The sequence below is a fragment of the Candidatus Venteria ishoeyi genome (genome assembly GCF_030378065.1).
GTDB lineage: Bacteria > Pseudomonadota > Gammaproteobacteria > Beggiatoales > Beggiatoaceae > Venteria > Venteria ishoeyi.
This window is the reverse complement of record NZ_JAUCGJ010000022.1, coordinates 46,045-63,442: the sequence shown is the minus strand read 5'-3', so window position 1 is coordinate 63,442 and position 17,398 is coordinate 46,045. Positions and strand designations below refer to the sequence as shown.

General features: G+C 44.6%; 15 protein-coding genes. 9 read left to right on the top strand and 6 right to left on the bottom strand.

The annotated features are described in order from the left end of the window. From QUF61_RS09340 to QUF61_RS09300, 9 genes are all read left to right on the top strand, one after another. On the top strand, positions 1 to 614 hold a 614-nt coding region (locus tag QUF61_RS09340; protein ID WP_289681437.1), incomplete at its 5' end, for a hypothetical protein. A gap of 37 nt (positions 615 to 651) precedes the next feature. Next, complete coding sequence (gene trkA, locus QUF61_RS09335; RefSeq protein ID WP_103921242.1) at positions 652 to 2,025, top strand: Trk system potassium transporter TrkA; 1,374 nt, start codon at positions 652 to 654, stop codon at positions 2,023 to 2,025. 10 nt (positions 2,026 to 2,035) lie between these two features. Next, a complete protein-coding gene (locus tag QUF61_RS09330; RefSeq protein WP_289681436.1) occupies positions 2,036 to 3,055 on the top strand; it encodes an FAD:protein FMN transferase in 1,020 nt (339 codons plus the stop codon). Positions 3,056 to 3,461: 406 nt separating this feature from the next. Further along, a complete protein-coding gene (gene argJ / locus QUF61_RS09325) occupies positions 3,462 to 4,676 on the top strand; it encodes a bifunctional glutamate N-acetyltransferase/amino-acid acetyltransferase ArgJ (protein ID WP_289681435.1) in 1,215 nt (404 codons plus the stop codon). 59 nt (positions 4,677 to 4,735) lie between these two features. Then, the gene (gene dapB / locus QUF61_RS09320; protein ID WP_103921246.1) at positions 4,736 to 5,536 is read left to right on the top strand and encodes a 4-hydroxy-tetrahydrodipicolinate reductase; all 801 of its coding nucleotides are present in this window, start codon (positions 4,736 to 4,738) and stop codon (positions 5,534 to 5,536) included. Between the two features lie 119 nt (positions 5,537 to 5,655). Then, positions 5,656 to 6,558: a cell division protein ZipA gene (zipA, locus tag QUF61_RS09315; protein WP_289681434.1), complete on the top strand. Its 903-nt coding sequence runs from the start codon at positions 5,656 to 5,658 to the stop codon at positions 6,556 to 6,558. Beyond that, entirely contained in the window at positions 6,545 to 7,510 is a 966-nt protein-coding gene (rluC, locus tag QUF61_RS09310) for a 23S rRNA pseudouridine(955/2504/2580) synthase RluC (RefSeq protein ID WP_286019469.1), read from the top strand. The genes zipA and rluC overlap by 14 nt, the downstream gene beginning before the upstream one ends. A 90-nt stretch (positions 7,511 to 7,600) precedes the next feature. Then, the gene (locus tag QUF61_RS09305) at positions 7,601 to 8,242 is read left to right on the top strand and encodes an HAD family hydrolase (RefSeq protein WP_289681433.1); all 642 of its coding nucleotides are present in this window, start codon (positions 7,601 to 7,603) and stop codon (positions 8,240 to 8,242) included. After that, positions 8,242 to 9,216 (top strand): S49 family peptidase, encoded by a 975-nt coding sequence (locus QUF61_RS09300; protein WP_289681432.1) that lies wholly within the window; start codon positions 8,242 to 8,244, stop codon positions 9,214 to 9,216. The genes QUF61_RS09305 and QUF61_RS09300 overlap by 1 nt, the downstream gene beginning before the upstream one ends. Positions 9,217 to 9,361: 145 nt before the next feature. On the opposite strand, the gene QUF61_RS09295 is transcribed toward QUF61_RS09300, so the two are convergent. The 6 genes from QUF61_RS09295 to QUF61_RS09270 all read right to left on the bottom strand — a co-directional run bounded on the left by QUF61_RS09295 (position 9,362) and on the right by QUF61_RS09270 (position 17,386). Continuing rightward, a complete protein-coding gene (locus QUF61_RS09295; RefSeq protein ID WP_289681431.1) occupies positions 9,362 to 9,874 on the bottom strand; it encodes a GNAT family N-acetyltransferase in 513 nt (170 codons plus the stop codon). 131 nt (positions 9,875 to 10,005) lie between these two features. Beyond that, on the bottom strand, positions 10,006 to 11,049 hold the full coding sequence (locus QUF61_RS09290; protein WP_289681430.1) for an STAS-like domain-containing protein: 1,044 nt from the start codon (positions 11,047 to 11,049) through the stop codon (positions 10,006 to 10,008). Between the two features lie 369 nt (positions 11,050 to 11,418). Beyond that, positions 11,419 to 12,258 carry a class I SAM-dependent methyltransferase gene (locus tag QUF61_RS09285; protein ID WP_289681429.1) on the bottom strand — a complete coding sequence of 280 codons (840 nt, stop codon included), beginning with the start codon at positions 12,256 to 12,258 and terminating at the stop codon, positions 11,419 to 11,421. 287 nt (positions 12,259 to 12,545) lie between these two features. Beyond that, positions 12,546 to 12,992: a GNAT family N-acetyltransferase gene (locus tag QUF61_RS09280; protein ID WP_289681428.1), complete on the bottom strand. Its 447-nt coding sequence runs from the start codon at positions 12,990 to 12,992 to the stop codon at positions 12,546 to 12,548. 51 nt (positions 12,993 to 13,043) lie between these two features. Next, positions 13,044 to 16,016 (bottom strand): cyclic nucleotide-binding domain-containing protein, encoded by a 2,973-nt coding sequence (locus QUF61_RS09275; RefSeq protein WP_103921258.1) that lies wholly within the window; start codon positions 16,014 to 16,016, stop codon positions 13,044 to 13,046. Positions 16,017 to 16,033: 17 nt separating this feature from the next. Continuing rightward, entirely contained in the window at positions 16,034 to 17,386 is a 1,353-nt protein-coding gene (locus QUF61_RS09270; RefSeq protein WP_289681427.1) for a TolC family outer membrane protein, read from the bottom strand. Positions 17,387 to 17,398 lie beyond the last annotated feature (12 nt).

Here is a 17,398-nt window from a genome sequence, read left to right as displayed (position 1 = left end):
ACGACGCGCTCAAGATTCGACAGACAGAGCAGCTTCCCGTCTATGAGAAGCTCGGCGATGTGCGCGAAAAAGCCATCACCATGGGGAAGATAGCCGACATATTGCAAGCGCGCGGACAACTCGACGACGCGCTCAAGATTCGTGAGCATGAAGAACTTCCCGTCTATGAGAAGCTCGGCGATGTGCGCGAAAAAGCCATCACCATGGGGAAGATAGCCGACATATTGCAAGCGCGCGGACAACTCGACGATGCGCTCAAGATTCTTAAGAATGAACTGCTTCCTGCATTTGAAAAGCTCGGCGATGTGCGCTCAAAAGCCGTCACCACGGGGAAGATAGCCGACATATTGCAAGCGCGCGGACAACTCGATGATGCGCTCAAGATTCGTGAGCATGAAGAACTTCCCGTCTATGAGAAGCTTGGCGATGTGCACTCATTACTGATTACACGCGCCCAACTAGCCATGTTGCTGTGGCAAATGGACGCAAGGAAAAACAGCCAGCGCGTACAAGAACTCCTGTGCCTTGCCCTGACGGACGCACAACGCCTGCAAATCCCCGAAGCCGAACAAATCAAAACAGTTTTAGCGCAAATGGGTTTATCCTGTGATTAGCAACGCGCATTAAAAGCATAAAATAAACGGAATAATTATGAAAATCATCATTCTCGGCGCAGGTCAGGTCGGCAGCTCGGTTGCCGCAAATCTTGCCAATGAAGCCAATGATGTCACGGTGGTGGACAGTAATGAAAAAGCCTTGAATCATTTGCGTAATCATTATGATCTACGCACCGTGCATGGCCATGCCTCCCATCCCGATGTGTTGCAACAGGCGGGGGCGGAGGATGCGGAATTAATGCTGGCAGTCACCAACAGCGATGAAACCAATATGGTGGCCTGCCAGATTGCGCGTATTTTATTTAAGATCACCAACCGCATTGCCCGCGTGCGTAAACCCGAATACCTGGGTTATCCACAGTTATTTGAGGAAAAAGGCTTTTCCATCAGCGAGCATATCAGCCCGGAAATGCTGGTAACACGGGCGATACAACGCCTGATTGATTATCCCGATGCCTTGCAGGTGCAGGATTTTACCGATGGCAAGGTGCAACTGGTGGCGACCAAGGCGTTTTATGGTGGCCCGCTGGTTGGGCATGAGCTGCGCACGCTGCATGATCACATCCCCAATATTGACAGCCGTATCGTGGCAATTTACCGCCGGGGGCGCGCCATCACCCCGGAAGGCAAGCAGGTGATTGAAGCCGATGATGAGGTGTTTTTCCTGGCGGCGGCCCCGCATGTGCGCAAAGTCATGAGCGAGATGCGCAAACTGGAAAAGCCCATACGCCGGGTGATGATTGGCGGTGCAGGTAATATCGGCAAACGCCTGGCGGAAAGCCTGGAATCCCATTATCACGTTAAACTGATTGAATATGACAGCGAGCGCGCCGCTGAAGTTTCAACCTTATTTGACCGGGTGATCGTGCTGGAAGGGGATGTGGGTGATGAAACGCTGCTGAAGGAAGCCAATGTCAAGGAAACCGATATTTTCTGCGCCCTGACCAATGATGATCAGCTCAATATTCTTGCCGCGATGCTGGCAAAACGCCTGGGTGCGCGTAAGGTGATGGCTTTGATCAATCGCAGCAGTTATGTGGATTTGGTGGAGAGCAGTAATATTGATATTGCCATCTCGCCCCAGCAAATCACCATAGGCAGCCTGCTGGCGCGGGTGCGGCGCGGTGATGTGGTACGGGTACACGCTCTGCGCCGGGGCGCTGCCGAGGCCATTGAAGCGATTGCGCATGGGGATCGCAATTCTTCCAAGGTGGTGGGCAGGAAAATTGAGGATATTAAGTTACCGCCACAAACCACCATTGGCGCAATTGTACGCGGTGATGAGGTGATTATGCCGCATCACGATACGGTGATTAAATCAGAAGATCATGTGATTTTATTTCTGATGGATAAAAATCATATCAGCGCGGTGGAGCGTTTGTTTGAAGTGGGTTTTTCTTTTTTTTAGGTTGTTTTATATGGATTCTCAATCGCTTAAAGGGTTATCCCTGGTTGCGCTGCTGTTCATGCTGAGTCTGGCTGCCTGTACGCCGGATGCTCCAGACGCTGCGCCTGTCGTGATGCAGTTGCATGGTCAGACGATGGGCACGTCTTATAGTGTAAAAATTATTAATCCGCCGCCCGGCCTGTCACAAACGCAAGTCGAAAACGGGCTGCAAAAGCAACTGGAAATGGTCAATGCGCATTTTTCCACGTATTTATCCGATTCAGAGCTTTCCCGTTTTAATGCCAATCCCTCAACCGATTGGATTAGCGTTTCCGAGCCTTTATTAAAGCTTATTCAGACGGCATTGGCATTAAGCCGGGACAGTGATGGCGCATTTGATATTACCGTTGGCCCACTGGTCAATTTATGGGGCTTCGGCCCGGAAATTCGTGCTGAGCATATACCGGATGAAGCACAAATCACAGCGGTGCTGGCGCGTTGTGGTTATCAGCAATTACATACCCGCAACAATCCGCCCGCCTTAAAAAAAGATCATGCCGATTTATATGTGGATTTATCCGCCATTGCCAAAGGCTACGGGGTTGATCGCTTGGCGCAGTGGCTGGAACAGCATCAGGTGAAAAATTATCTGGTGGAAATTGGCGGTGAAATACGTGCGCAGGGCAAAAATGCACAGGCTAACAGTTGGCAAATTGCGATTGAAAAACCAGAAGCGGGTAAACGCGAAGTCTGGCGCGTTGTGGATTTAGATAATCAGGGGCTGGCCAGTTCCGGCAATTACCGGAATTTTTTTGAAATCAATCAGCAACGCTTTGCCCATACCATTCATCCAAAAACGGGATGGCCGGTACAGCACGCCTTGCTATCTGCCACGGTGTTTCATGCCAATAGCATGACTGCCGATGCCTTAGCTACCCTGTTTATGGTGTTAGGCAGGGAGGAAGCCTTGTCGTTCGCCCGTCAGCGAAATATTCATACGATTTTAATTGAACAAACGCCTCATGGCTTAAAAGAATGGAGCAGCTTCTAATTTACCGCATATTGGCGTATTGCAAGAAAAATAACTTCTATTTTAGATGCTGGTTTATTATGCTTATCGTTTTTTAGAAAAATAGTTTAACAGGCGTTACACAAAAGCTTATTTTTGCTTAGGAACGAGGATGAAATAAGAACCGAAACCGGGCGTAGGATTTTTGTTCATTTTCAAGGCATGAAAACAGGCGCATAGCAAGCTATGTAACTGCCTAAGTCCAAACAGGCATAACGCAGAAAATGGAGAAAAAGGCCAGCTTGGTTTCGGGAATTATAAAATCCTCGTTCCTTAATCCAAGAAAATATAAGATTTAAGCCAAAAATAACAAGAATGCGTAACACCTGAGTTTCATGGATAGTACGCTTTATAAAGTGTGTTATAGGAATAAAACAAGGAAATCATAATGGCCTTCCATATTTCAGATACCTGTCTGCCAATTTCTGGCATTCGTTTAGGCACTGCTGCCGCCGGGATTAAATACCCTGATCGCCAGGATTTGTGCTTATTTGAAATTGCTGCTGACAGCATGTGTGCTGCGGTATTAACCCGTAATGCCTTTTGTGCCGCACCGGTGGAAGTTACCCGCCGCCATCTGGCAACCACCGAGCCGCGCTATTGGTTAATAAATTCCGGCAATGCTAATGCGGGTACTGGCGAAGCGGGACGTGCAGCGGCCCTGGCTTGCTGTGCAGGGGTTGCGCATTTGACCGGGTGCAGTGATAGAGAGGTTTTACCCTTTTCTACCGGTGTTATCGGTGAAGATTTGCCCGTTGAGCGTTTGCTTGCCGCTTTGCCAACGAGCCTGTCCAATTTGTCAGAAAATGGCTGGCAGGATGCGGCAAAAGCAATTATGACCACTGACACCCGACCAAAAATGGCTTCCGTATCGCTTAAGCTGGGTGGGAATACGGTTAATATTTCCGGTATTGCCAAAGGTTCGGGCATGATCCATCCTAATATGGCAACCTTGCTGAGTTTTGTGGCAACGGATGCGGCACTTGCTGAACCTTTGTTACAGCAAGCCTTATTAAGTGCAACAGCACAGAGTTTTAACCGTATCAGCGTTGATGGTGATACCTCGACTAATGATGCCTGTGTGCTGGCGGCAACCGGGCAAAGCGGCATGGCGCAACTGGAACAGGCCGATGATCCAGAGTTTGAGCGTTTCCAACATGCCTTGACTGCACTTTGCATACATCTGGCTAAGGAGATGGTACGGGATGCCGAAGGTGGCACCAAGTTAATCACGGTGAGAGTTGAACAGGGTGCAACGGAAGCTGAATGTTTACAAGTGGCTTATACCATTGCCCAATCACCTTTGGTGAAAACCGCTTTTTTTGCCAGTGATCCAAACTGGGGACGTATTCTTGCAGCGGTGGGGCGCTCAGAGGTCAATGATTTGGATGTTGCGCAAATCAAAATTTATCTGGATGAGGTGTGTATTGTGCAAGAAGGTGGGCGCGCGGCAAGTTATGACGAAGCCCAAGGTCAGGCGGTAATGGAGCAATCAGAAATTCAACTGAAAGTGCAGTTAGGGCGCGGTAAGGCGCATACGACAGTATGGACTTGTGATTTTTCTTATGATTACGTCAAAATTAATGCTGAATACCGGACATAGGGACGGGTAGCTTGTTACAATAGTCTGCTTTTCGTGTTTTGTATTAAAGGAATTTTATCATGATCCGTATTGCCGTTACCGGTGCCGCCGGACGCATGGGACGCTCATTAATTGCAGCCTGCCAGGACACTGAAGGCTTGGCTTTAAGCGCCGCAATTGAACATCCTGAACATGCCATGTTAGGCATGGATGTTGGCGATATGCTGGGCGTTGAGAAATTGGGAGTCACCCTGGTCAGCGATCTGGCAAGTGTAGTGAATGATTTTGATGTACTGATTGATTTCACCCGTCCGGCAACCACGCTGGAAAATCTGACATTGTGCAAAGATGCGGGTAAACAAATGGTGATTGGCACCACAGGCCTGTCCGATGTCGATAAGCAGCAATTACAAGCAGCGGCTGAGCAGATTGCCATCGTGTTTGCGCCGAATATGAGTGTCGGGGTGAATCTGACCTTTAAGTTATTAAAAATAGCCGCAGAAATTCTCGGTGATCAGGTGGATATTGAAATTATTGAAGCCCATCATCGGCACAAAGTTGATGCCCCTTCCGGTACGGCCCTGCGTATGGGCGAAGTGGTTGCTGAAGCCTTAGGGCGCGACTTAAAAGACTGCGCAGTGTACGGACGGGAAGGTCAAACCGGTGAGCGTGAGCGTAAAACCATTGGTTTTGAAACCATTCGTGCTGGTGATATTGTTGGCGAACATACGGTGATGTTTGCCGATATTGGCGAACGGGTGGAAATTACGCATAAGGCTTCCAGCCGCATGACCTTTGCTAATGGCGCGGTGCGCGCTGCAAAATGGTTACAAGCCCAACCCCAGGGTTTATTTGATATGCAGGATGTGCTGGGACTGTAATTAAGTTGAGTTTGATTCAGGCTTCATTCATCGCTTATGGCGATGAAAGCCGCCAAAAACAAAAAACTCACACTAAGTTTTTGAATCATATTACTCATTTCAGAATGGCTAAATAAATCATGGAAGCGATGGAAACGCTGTTACAAACACCTTGGATACTCGGCTTGTTGGGTGTACCAGTATTGCTGGGGTTGCTCTGGCTGATTTTTCGTAACCGCAATCATTATGATGATGAAATTCTGGTTGCCGATAAAGAGTTATATAACCGGGGATATTTTGACAAAAAAACCGATTATGATGATCCGCTGTTAGATGAACCGGGACAAGGGCAGGAGCCGGTTAATATGCCAGAAGATAATATTCCTCTGGCAGATGATCGTATAGAAAACTGGCCGGATGACGCTGAAATCAGGCTGGAAGAAGACCAGCAACAGGAAACGCTTGCCACAGAAACGGCGTTTCATGACGAAGTGAATCCCCCCGTTGTTGAAGCCGAGCCAGAAACATCTGCGGCTGAAATCTCGCACACACAAGTCTCAGCAGATTCAGCAGATTCAGCAGATAAGGCCAGCCGCACTGAGGCGGATGAAGCACCAGAAAAAGCCCCCGAGTTGATTATTATGCTGGGCGTATCCGCCAAACCGGGGCGCAAGTTTCAGGGTCAGGATATTTTGGAAGTGAGCGAAAAACTGGGTATGCTACATGCTGATATGCAACTTTTTCATCATTATGGCATGGAACTGAAAGCCAGTGAAAAACCCATATTCAGTATGGCTAACCAATTAAAACCAGGTGTTTTTGAGCGTGATTTAATGTCCACGCTGCATACCACGGGTTTGGTTTTATTTATGCAGCTTCCTGGTTTATTAGATGGTCGCGTCGCATTTGAACTCATGTTACATACTGCCCAGCGTCTTGCCCAGATGCTTGATGGTAATCTGGAAAATGAACGCAGGCAAACCCTGACCGCAGAACATATTGATGGCATACGCCAGGAGATCGCGCAATTTGAACAAACCTGAAACCCACCCGAACGTGCAAAAGCAGGTTCGTTTTCTGGAAATCGAGGCGCTGCAAGCCGGACAACGCATTGATAACTTTTTATTTAAAACCCTTAAAGATGTTCCTAAAGGGCATATTTACCGGCTGTTGCGCACTGGGCAAATCCGCATTAATAAAGGGCGCATTAAACCCGTCTATCGCTTAAAAGCCGGTGATATTTTACGTCTACCGCCTTTATTTCATCAGCCGAAATCTGAAGAAAATACTGTCGGCCCATCAAAAATCTGGCTGGAACGGCTGAAAAACAGCGTATTGTATGAAGATGGCGAACTGCTGGTTATTAACAAACCCTCTGGCCTTGCGGTACATGGCGGCAGTGGCATACATTTTGGGGTGATTGAAGGTCTGCGTGCCTTATACTCTGATGCACCTTATCTGGAGTTGGTGCATCGCCTGGATCGCGATACTTCAGGTTGTTTACTGATCGCCAAAAAACCTGCCATGCTGCGTTATCTGCATGAATTATTACGCAATAATCAACTGGGTAAATATTATCTGGCCTTGATGCAGGGCGACTGGGAAGCGCGTATGTCTGCGGTGAATGTACCGCTGAAAAAGAATACCTTAAAATCAGGTGAGCGTCTGGTGCGGGTTGATAAAACAGGTAAACCGGCATTAACCCATTTCCATTTCAAAAAACAGTATCCTGGTGCTTGTCTGGTTGAAGCCAAACTCACCACTGGACGCACCCACCAGATTCGGGTTCACGCTCAATACAGTGAACACCCGCTGGCAGGTGATGAGAAATATGGGGATGCAGAATTTAACCAGTATCTGCGCAGCCAGAAAAAATTACGGCGTTTGTTTTTACACGCCTACCGCATTATTTTTACGCTGCCGGACAGCGATAAAAAACTGGAAGTCATTGCCCCCTTGCCAGCAGAATTGGATAGTGTTTTACAGCAACTGTGATATCACGCAAGCCAAATATGGATACTTTATTAAAAACCAATAAAGATATTTCTTTATCAATGGAAAAAATCTTTAACCGATAAATCGAGCATGAAACAATATCAATTATTAATTTTTGACTGGGATGGCACGGTGATGGACTCCATCGCACGCATCGTCAGCAGCTTTCAATTTGCCATTCAGACACAGAGCCAAGCACCAAAAACGGATGCTGAGATTCGTCATATCATTGGCCTGGGTCTGCTCGAAGCCGCGCAAACCCTGTACCCGGAATTACCCCGGACAGCGTGTCAGGCACTGGCAGATGAATACCGGCATCATTATCTGGAAGTTAATGAAACCGCAACCCCTTTATTTCCAGGTGTGGAAACCACATTAAAAGACCTGGCAGGGCGTTACCAACTGGCGGTAGCCACCAGTAAAAGTCGGCGTGGCCTGAACCTTTCCATGAACCTGTGTGGCTTGGGTGATTTATTTCAAAGCAGTCGCTGCGCGGATGAAACCGCTTCCAAACCAAATCCTCTGATGCTGGGGCAGATTCTGGCAGAATTAAACATCACGCCAGACCAGGCGCTGATGGTTGGTGACAGCGAATATGATCTGGAAATGGCGGTTAACGCGGGTGTTGATGCCATTGGCATCAGTCATGGCGTGCATGATTGTGAGCGCCTGCAACTTTATCACCCGATACACTGCATTCATCACTTTACTGAATTAAGCGGAATTTTATAATGTTTGGCATTAAAAAAAATAAAACAGATGGACAGGAACTGGACGAAAACTGGGAACGTAACACCGTCCGAAAATTGGCTTTAGCCAGTCTGGAAGAGCAGCGCCGCACAAAGCGTTGGGGCATTTTTTTCAAATTCCTGGCATTTGCTTATTTATTTGTTTTACTGTTAATGATGAACCCGGACTGGAGTGCAACAAAAAAAGACGGCGATAAGAAACACACGGCTTTGGTTGATGTATCCGGCATTATTTCCAACGATGCCGATGCCAGCGCGGATAATATTGTCACCGCCTTGCGTGAAGCTTTTGAAGATGACAACACCGCAGGTGTAATTTTACGTATTAACAGTCCTGGCGGCAGCCCGGTGCAATCGGCTTATATTAACGATGAAATCCACCGTTTGCGAGAAAAATACGAAGACATTCCCTTATATGCCGTTATCAGCGACTTATGCGCTTCCGGCGGTTATTATATTGCCGCAGGTGCGGATAAAATCTATGCCAATAAATCCAGTCTGGTCGGTTCTATCGGTGTTATCATGAACGGCTTTGGTTTTGTTGACAGCATGGAAAAACTGGGTGTACAGCGCAGACTGCACACCGCAGGCGAGCACAAAGGCTTTTTAGACCCGTTTTCACCGGAAAACCCGGCGGAAGTGGCACATGTAGAAAAGGTTTTAGAGCAGTTGCATCAGCAGTTTATTGATGTGGTTAAAAAAGGTCGCGGTGAACGCCTGAAAGACAATGACAAGGTTTTTTCCGGTTTAATCTGGAGTGGTGAAGAAGCACTGGCAATGGGGCTGGTAGACGATTTCGCCAGCAGCAGTTATGTTGCCAGAGAAGTGATCAAAGCCGAAGATATTGTCGATTTCACCGTCAGTAAAACCTACCTGGAAAAATTAACCGAACGCTTAGGCGCTTCAGTTGCTACGCATTTGAGCAGTCAGTTTGGTTTGTCCGGGGCATTGCGCTAATTCCAAAGCAAAAAAAGCACAAATAAGTTAACGTGAGATTTTGGCTGCATTCATTGTAGCAAGCGATTATAGGTTCTCAGATAAATGGTTTACGGATAACACCCCTTCGGAGGGGTGTTATCCGTTGCTTTTCTGCCCTACCGCGCTATTTTTTTCGACTGGCTAGCAGTATCCCCTTTAATCTGTTGTTTTCCATCTTCATGTGGATAAGGGCAACTCTTCTACCTTCATGATTTTTTCTTTCTTCTAATGCATAGGGGGTAAAGCCAAAATTTGAATACAGCAGTAATGCTGGAATATTTTCACTAAATACTGAAATTCTGACTTCACAAAGCCCATATTTAACAAATGCTTTCTCCAGCATATATGAAACTATTTCTTTTCCTAACCCCTTACCTCTATACTGCTTCTCGATAATGACGTTGCCAATAAACATATATTCATTTTCATTGTAATCATAGATATTGGCAAAACCAACGATTCCGAATTCATCAACTGCTACTGTTAACTCCATTCTCTCTTTTGATAATTCTGTTATCTGAGCAACAGTAAGCGGGTAATTACCTTTTGGGTAAACCAAAAACATCTCTTCTCTGCTTTTTATGAGAGAACAGATTTCATTAAAATCATTTTCTGTGGCTTCCCGATATTTGTACATACTTTTCTTTCTTGAGAAATCTAACGAATAAAAGGAATAAAATGTGATGCCTCCATTTTTTACAGGAGAAAGCATCTAAAAGATTGAATTTCAATCAATTAAAAGTGTAGCGTCCATTAATCCAATCCTTATTAATCCTTATTTGCAATAGCTCTATTAACCATCATTTTTACTGAACTATTCATTTCAACTGGCAATAAGACAATGTAAGGATGCTTTGTTGCATACACTCTGAAAATTTCATCAGCAAAAGCTTGGCCAATGAAAGCCACATCAGAAAAGTCAAAAATTACATTGCTAAATTGTTCAACTCTAGCTAAGAGTCTTTTTGCTTGAGAGCGGGAAACCAGTTTTTCATTTTCGTATTCTGCTAATTTTACAGGAATGACCGTTTTGTTAAATTGAAACTTATCAGGGCCTGATGTGAAGCTATCAAAAATACTTTTGATAGTTCTTTCGGTGCCCCTGTTTATTTCCATATAAACTAAAGTCCCAGAACTTTCCTTTAATAAATCTGAGTCAACTAAAAAGTCAAACTCTAGTTTATCTTGATGACTAAATTTTAATCCTTTAGAGTCAATTTCAAACAAGTCAAAAATTCGAGATGTAAAAAAAACTCCTTCACCTGAATGATTGTCAGGGTCAGTTGTCAGTTTTCCCTTTGAAAGTTCTAATATGGCTTGCTTTTCATCATTCAAATCGCATAAGCGTTTAATTCTACTGAATATTCCTTCACCATCATCCACAATTATAATAGTTATATCTTCAGGCTTTCTCTCTACAGAGATATATACCTGCTTTCCATCTGAGTGGTCAATTGAATTATTAACCATTTCTGTGAACCCATAATGGCATATATCTATTAAATCCTCAGATAGATCTTCAAATATAAAGGCAAAATGATCCCTCCAAACCTTATCTTCAGTAAAAGTATCAGACAACTCAAATAATGATTGATATTTTCGCCTATTTCCCAAAAAATATTGCTTTCCCTTACCTTTTCCTTGAGTGGAAATCCAGCCCCCCGCCTCTAACCGCCTCAAATGATTATTAGTCGCTTGTGCAGAAATAGAAAAAATATTTGCAATATGTTTTGCAATATCTTTTGGATGGTGTTTAATATCACGCAGTATTTGACGTCTGATTATCTTTCCACGTTCTTTGTTAGAAATCATAGCTCATCCTTTAAGTAATAGTTTTTCTTAAAGGATAGCCCACCTTTACTTAAAGGACAAGTCATTAATGTGGAAAATTCTTCACATTAGCTGTGTAAAACATAACAAGAGAAAAGGGGACGCTTCTAGGTTGTCCTTCGGAGGGGTGTTATCCGTTGATTTTCCAGGAAATTAATTATCTGAAAGTCTATAGGGAATGAGAATTTTATAACTTCAGCAACTTGGCTGGTCTTTTTCTCCATTTTCTACGTTGTGCCGGTTTGGACTTAGGTAGTTACATAGCTTGCTATGCGCCTGTTTTCACGCCTTGAAAATGAATAAAAATCCTGCGCCCAGTTTCTGTATTTATTTCATCCTCACTCCTATACGCTATTGTTTTGTTGCAATGACTGCAAATTCAGTATTATTCTTTGAATAATTAGAACCTGCTACATCATCATAAATAGCCTGAATATTAAAACCAGCATTTTTCAGTTCATTTATTAGCGTGTCTTCACTAAAATACTGTAGCCAGTTATATACAACCTTAGAGCCTTCTTCTTCAACGATTGTATATTTATCTAGTACTACTTTTTCATCTTCATATTTAAAGGTATTTAGAAAGCCGTAATAATCATTTTTTGACCAGAACCCATGTAACTGCATGTGTTCATACAATGATATTTCAGTTCTTTCTTCAAAACCTTTTAATGAATATACATCCAATAATATGCGCCCACCATTTTTAAGTAGACGATGGAATTTTTTGATAATTTTCTTTCTTTGTACAGGGCTTAAAGCACAAAAATCACACATAATCATTGTGATTATATCGTATTGCTCTTCAGGCTTATACTCAAGGTAATTTTGAAGAACGTAATCAATGTTTAGGCCTTCATTTTTAGCGTATGTTTTCGCATACTCAATAGAGTTCTTTGAAAAGTCCACGCCAGTCACCTTCGCGCCAGAACGCGCCAAACCGGATGTATAGAGGCCAGGGCCGCATCCAAAATCACATACCTTAGTTTGTTCTCCAATAGAAAAATGGGAAACAATCCAATCAATGGATTTTTCAATAAATACCTTGTTTCTTGAGGCTAAATCAACATCCTCATTGAGATGATAAGATAGCATCTGTTCTGATGTATGTGGGTCTGCCCACAACGAATCAGCAGTATAAAACTCAAAAGGTTTTGGTTTATGGTTTATCTCTTTTAATTGTGTATACATTATTTGTCACCGACAATTGTTTTAAACATCTATTCAGCGACAATCAGTTAGTCAGGTCATAATATACCTGATTTTAATTGCCACTGATGTAATTAACGAGTTCATATAATTAGATTTCATAAGTCACCTCCTGATTGTTGTTAATGTAATAAAACGATTATAACGAAATTTCTCAGTTGCTCAAGGATCATCCTTTGTGGTGCATCAAGGTAGAATAAAAGGGAACGCTTTACAGGAGAAAACATCTAAAAGATTAAATTTTAATCTATTATAAAAGGGTAGCGTCCCTACAACGATTTGTTAGCAGTATTTTTATACATTTTAATATGTTCAATACCTTGTTCAATAAAAGGTTTACCCAAAGCACTATAGCCAAGTTTTTGATAAAATTGTATGGCTGTAAATCTTGCTGACATTTCGATATTTTCATACCCGAGTTTATATATTTGCTGTTCAGCTTTATTTATTAATTTAGAGCCAAAACCTTTGCCTTGCAGGATCGTCTGAATAGCCATTTGCCTTAGCTTTACAGTTGAATTGTTTATTATTTTAAAGACAACACAACCAAGTATCTTATTATCCGCAAAAAGGCCAAAGTGATACTGTTGTTCTTCACCATTTAAATCAACTTCACTTAGAGAGAGACCAAGTGGCTCACGCAAACTTTTATTTCTAAGTATGAGTTCTTGCTCATATTGCTTGGAACCAAAGGGGATTTCTTTAAATATTTCCATATTGCTAACAATTTATTATCAGGTCAATTTGGCCTTGGTTGCCCACCGTAATTACTTCAGATAGCTGATAACCGTTTTAACCAATGCCCGTAACACTTCGGGCAAGTCTTCGGTAATCCCGTCAAAAACTTCTTTTTGCAAGAATAAAATCATGCCATCGCCGCTGGCGATGGCATCAGCCATTCTGGGCGAGTCATCAAATAAACCCAGTTCACCAAAAAAATCATATTGTTTCAGGGTGTTGATTACTTCTTTGTCTTGTCTAATCTGCACTTCTCCGGCGGCAACAATATACATACCATCAGGTGCATCACCTTTGGAAAACAGTACTTCATCCTTGACCAGCTCCCTGTCTTCACAGGTTTCAGCAATGGTGAGCAGGATTTCCCCCGGTAAATCAGCAAATAATTTAACCCGGCGTAATAACATGACCTTTTCAGTGATTTCCATGTTTTTTCCTTTGTGGTATTGCCAGCCATGCTCAATACCAATAAATTTTTCCAGCCAGAGATCATTGAGTGTCGGCACTGCCAAAATAGCGGCCTCAATGTCTTCACGGGAAATTTTTTGTGTGTTTTCTTCAAAAACCAGAATTGCTTTTAACAGCAATTTATCTTTGGTCTGCCCCTCTAAAAATTCCAAAGCGGTGGCATGACGGCTGGCAATGGCCTGCGAGGTATTGTCCTGCAACAGTGAGGGAATGACGCCGCTGAGTTCCACTGAACAGGTGGCAACGTCAAACCAGTATAATAAACGGGCTTCTGCCATTTTTTTACGCTGACTGATTTCATAACGGCTATGCACAGGCAGTTCTTCAGCACAATTTAAGGCTCGCAACAGGCGCACGGTATTGGCTTCTTCCTGTACCGATAAACGTGCCTGCTTTACCAGGTAATCTGTATTTTCCTGCTGTTTTGTGCGCATTGAGCAGGCTTTGGCTAAAAAAGTGCGGGTGATAACATTGCCATTTTTGGCAACCTGAACAATGGCTTCATCCGCTTTTTCATCATGAATCATGGTTAAAATGCGAACCCCGGTACGCGCGGCAATCTGACTGCCGTCCTCAATCACTTTTAAGACGTGTGGCAAAGCAGGCACGCCAAGTTGTACCAGGGTGCGACTGGCATACAATGAGCTACGTCCTTTGCCCAGTTTTTCTGCCAGGACGGGTAATAAATGCAGGTATTTTTTATCTGCTACGGCCCACATTGCTGCAATACTGACAGCTTCTACCGGATCATGTAATAATTTTTCCAGTTCGGCTTCCAGGTTGCCTACTTTTGATGCACTGATGGCATAAGCCGCGCCCCGGCGCATGGCTTCATCCGGGCTGCTGAGCATCACTTGCAGGGTGTTGACCGCGCGGGTTAAATCATTGAGCGTGCCATTACTGAGCAAAACCAGAACCGCGCCTGCTCGCGCCAGTGGTAACGGACTGTTAAGCCAACGCGGCGCAATTGAGGCCACTTCTTCCGGTGCCAGATGTGCCAGAATTTTTAATAACCACCACAGCACCTTGCCATCTTCTTCCACTTCCAGGCGTGCCAGCAATAAAGGCACGACCCTTTGATCTTTAAGCTGGTAAGCGGCCTGCACAAAATCTACCCGCACATCATAATCTGCGGCATTGACATGAGGATAAGCTTCCTCTGGCAGACAGGTTGCCTGGGTACGTGCCAATAAAGTAAAACCAAAGCGGATAATATCTACATCTTTATCTTTAAAAGCAATTTTGGTGATATGCAGCATATTGTCACGATTACTATCATCGCCCGGTACCACATGACCTGTATCTATTTCATCACTGGACAGGCTGAAACGTTTAATCCGTATCGCTTCTTCCAGCGTATCCTGATAACTTGCCGTTACACGTCTGGCAACAATTAACCAGACGATACTGGCAGTAATAATTAAGCCCCCTACCATGACAAGGTTTAAGCTGTCACCCATTATCCATAGAATAATCGCGGTGATGCCAGCGCCCAGATAACCGGCTGCGGTATTCAGAAATTTTCCGCCCCGGCGAATTTTAGCGGGTAAGGGTTTTAGCGCAATTTCGCGCCCAATGGAATAAAAGCTGAAACGAAAAACGGTCTCACCCATGCGAATCAAAGCCGCTGTCCAGAGATGAGGTATTGCCATCAATAAGACGCTGCTACCCATGCAAAACCAGGGAATAACCGACAGTAATCCCGCCACACCAAAGACATGTAATAAACGTTGCGTACCAATAATTTGGGCCGCCAGCATCAGAATATTCGACAGGCCATAAAACGGCCCCATAAAAGAGCCGATGTCTTCTTTGTCTGTAAACATGGCTGCCAGTTCAACTTTTAAGGCGTAATCGGTGAGAATATCCACCACCATTAACAGGAAAGTACACAGGGCGATGTAACGAAACAGCGGGTAATTGAAGGGGGACTGGCCTTTACTGTAATTGCGTGTTGCCACTGGTAATGGCTTGAGAAAAAATAGACACAGGGTTGCCAGCGCAATAAAAGATACCAGTAATACTAACAGCGTACTTGCGCCATAATTATTAATTAATTTGGGAATCAGCAAGCCAGTGAGTAAACCGCCGATATTGCCCACCACATTAATCCAGATAACCAGGCGTTTAAAGCGCCGGACATCAAAAGCATCAGCTATCACATTGAGTGACAGTACGATTAACAGTACCGGGATGGCAGACAGCCAGAGCGTGAAAATAAACGGGAACCAGGAGGCTTCGCTGCGTAACGCCGGATAGGCGGTCAACAAATAATGACCTAACAATACCAGCAGTGCCATTGCCATAAAAATACTGATATTAAGCCAACTGCTGCCTTTGGCGGCAAAAGGCGTAATGGCAATCGACAGGCTCAGAATCAGTAGCGTCTGCGCAGTAAAAAACCCAGGCAGCAAAGCGGTGTCATAGGTTGAGAGAAACAGGACATCAATATAAGTGCGGCTCAGGGTGACGCTGGCCCAGATCAGTATATTAAAAAATATGGCAATACTCAGCGCACGCCGTTCCTGGTACATATTCAATTTCAATAGGTTTATTGGGCTTCAGCTAAAGATTCAATATTCAGCGCCGACAGTAATTGTCCGCTGCTGCTCAACAAGCGAAAATGACTGAATATTTCTGCATAACTTGCTGAAGATAAAGCTGTGCGCGCCTGATACAATTCATTTTTTGCATTGAGTACATCCAGCAGCGTGCGTTGTCCTAATTGAAACTGTTTTTGATAAGAGCTGACAACGGCTTCTGTGGTGGCGACATGTTTTTTTAAATATTCCATGCGTTCAGTGATGGTTTGCTGGTTATTCCAGGCCAGACGAATCTCTTCGGCAACCATGCGCTGCGCCCGTTTCAAGGTTTCTTTTGCCACGGCAATGCGGTGGGCGGTTTCTTTACGGCGGGCTTTATCCGCGCCACCGCGATAGAGGTTATAACGTAAATGCAGCATAGCACTGGCATCGTTGTTTTTAAATTCGATACCATCCAGATTACGATTGCGATTGGCGGCTAACTCCATATCCAGATGCGGCATATAAGCGGCGCGTGTCTGCGCATACGCAGCTTGTGCAGCTTTCACATCGGCCTGCGCTGCCTGCAATAGCGGGTGATGCTCATCCGCCAGACCTAACAAGCTATCCAGGTCTTTATCCATTGCTGTTTGCAATAACTGCGCATCAACCGCTTCCAGGTTTTCTGGCAACTCTCCGGTAACACGTAAATAATTGGCACGGGTATTACGGATTTCACCCTGGGTTAATAATAAATCTGCACTTGCCAAAGCTTCTCGCGCAGCGGCTTGATCAACATCCGCGCGGCGGCCTGCGCCCTGTTCATAACGCTGTTGAATTTGATTTAAGGTTTTTTGATGTACCACCAGATTATCTTTAGCCAGTTCCAGCAAAGCTTGCCGCCGAAACACATCCAGATAGACTTCAGTACTGCGCAGCGCAAGCGTGTTGCTGGTTTCCTGCACCCGATTTGCTTGTGCCTGCACCCTGAATTGCTGACGCTGGGTTTCATTGCGCGTACTAAAACCATCAAATAGCATTTGATTTAAGCTGATACTGGCTTCGCGGCGTTTTAATTCTAAATCGCTGCCCGTGCGTAAATTGGTGGTCACGTTTTCACTGTTTTCCAGACCATAGCCCAGATTCAAGTCAATGCGCGGATAATAACCCGCGCGCGCACGTTTAAGTTCCTGCTCAACCGCCAAGCGAGTCTGAGCAGTAATCGCCACATCAGGATTGCTTTGCAGGGTACGGGAAATGACTTGTTGCAATGTATCAGCGTAAGCTAAGGGCGATAGTAAAACAGGTGCCAGAAAAATACTGAGCGCAGTACAGCCCAATCGGGAAAATATGTGGGGGAAACGAAGAAGCTGTTGATTCATTATGAAGCATTC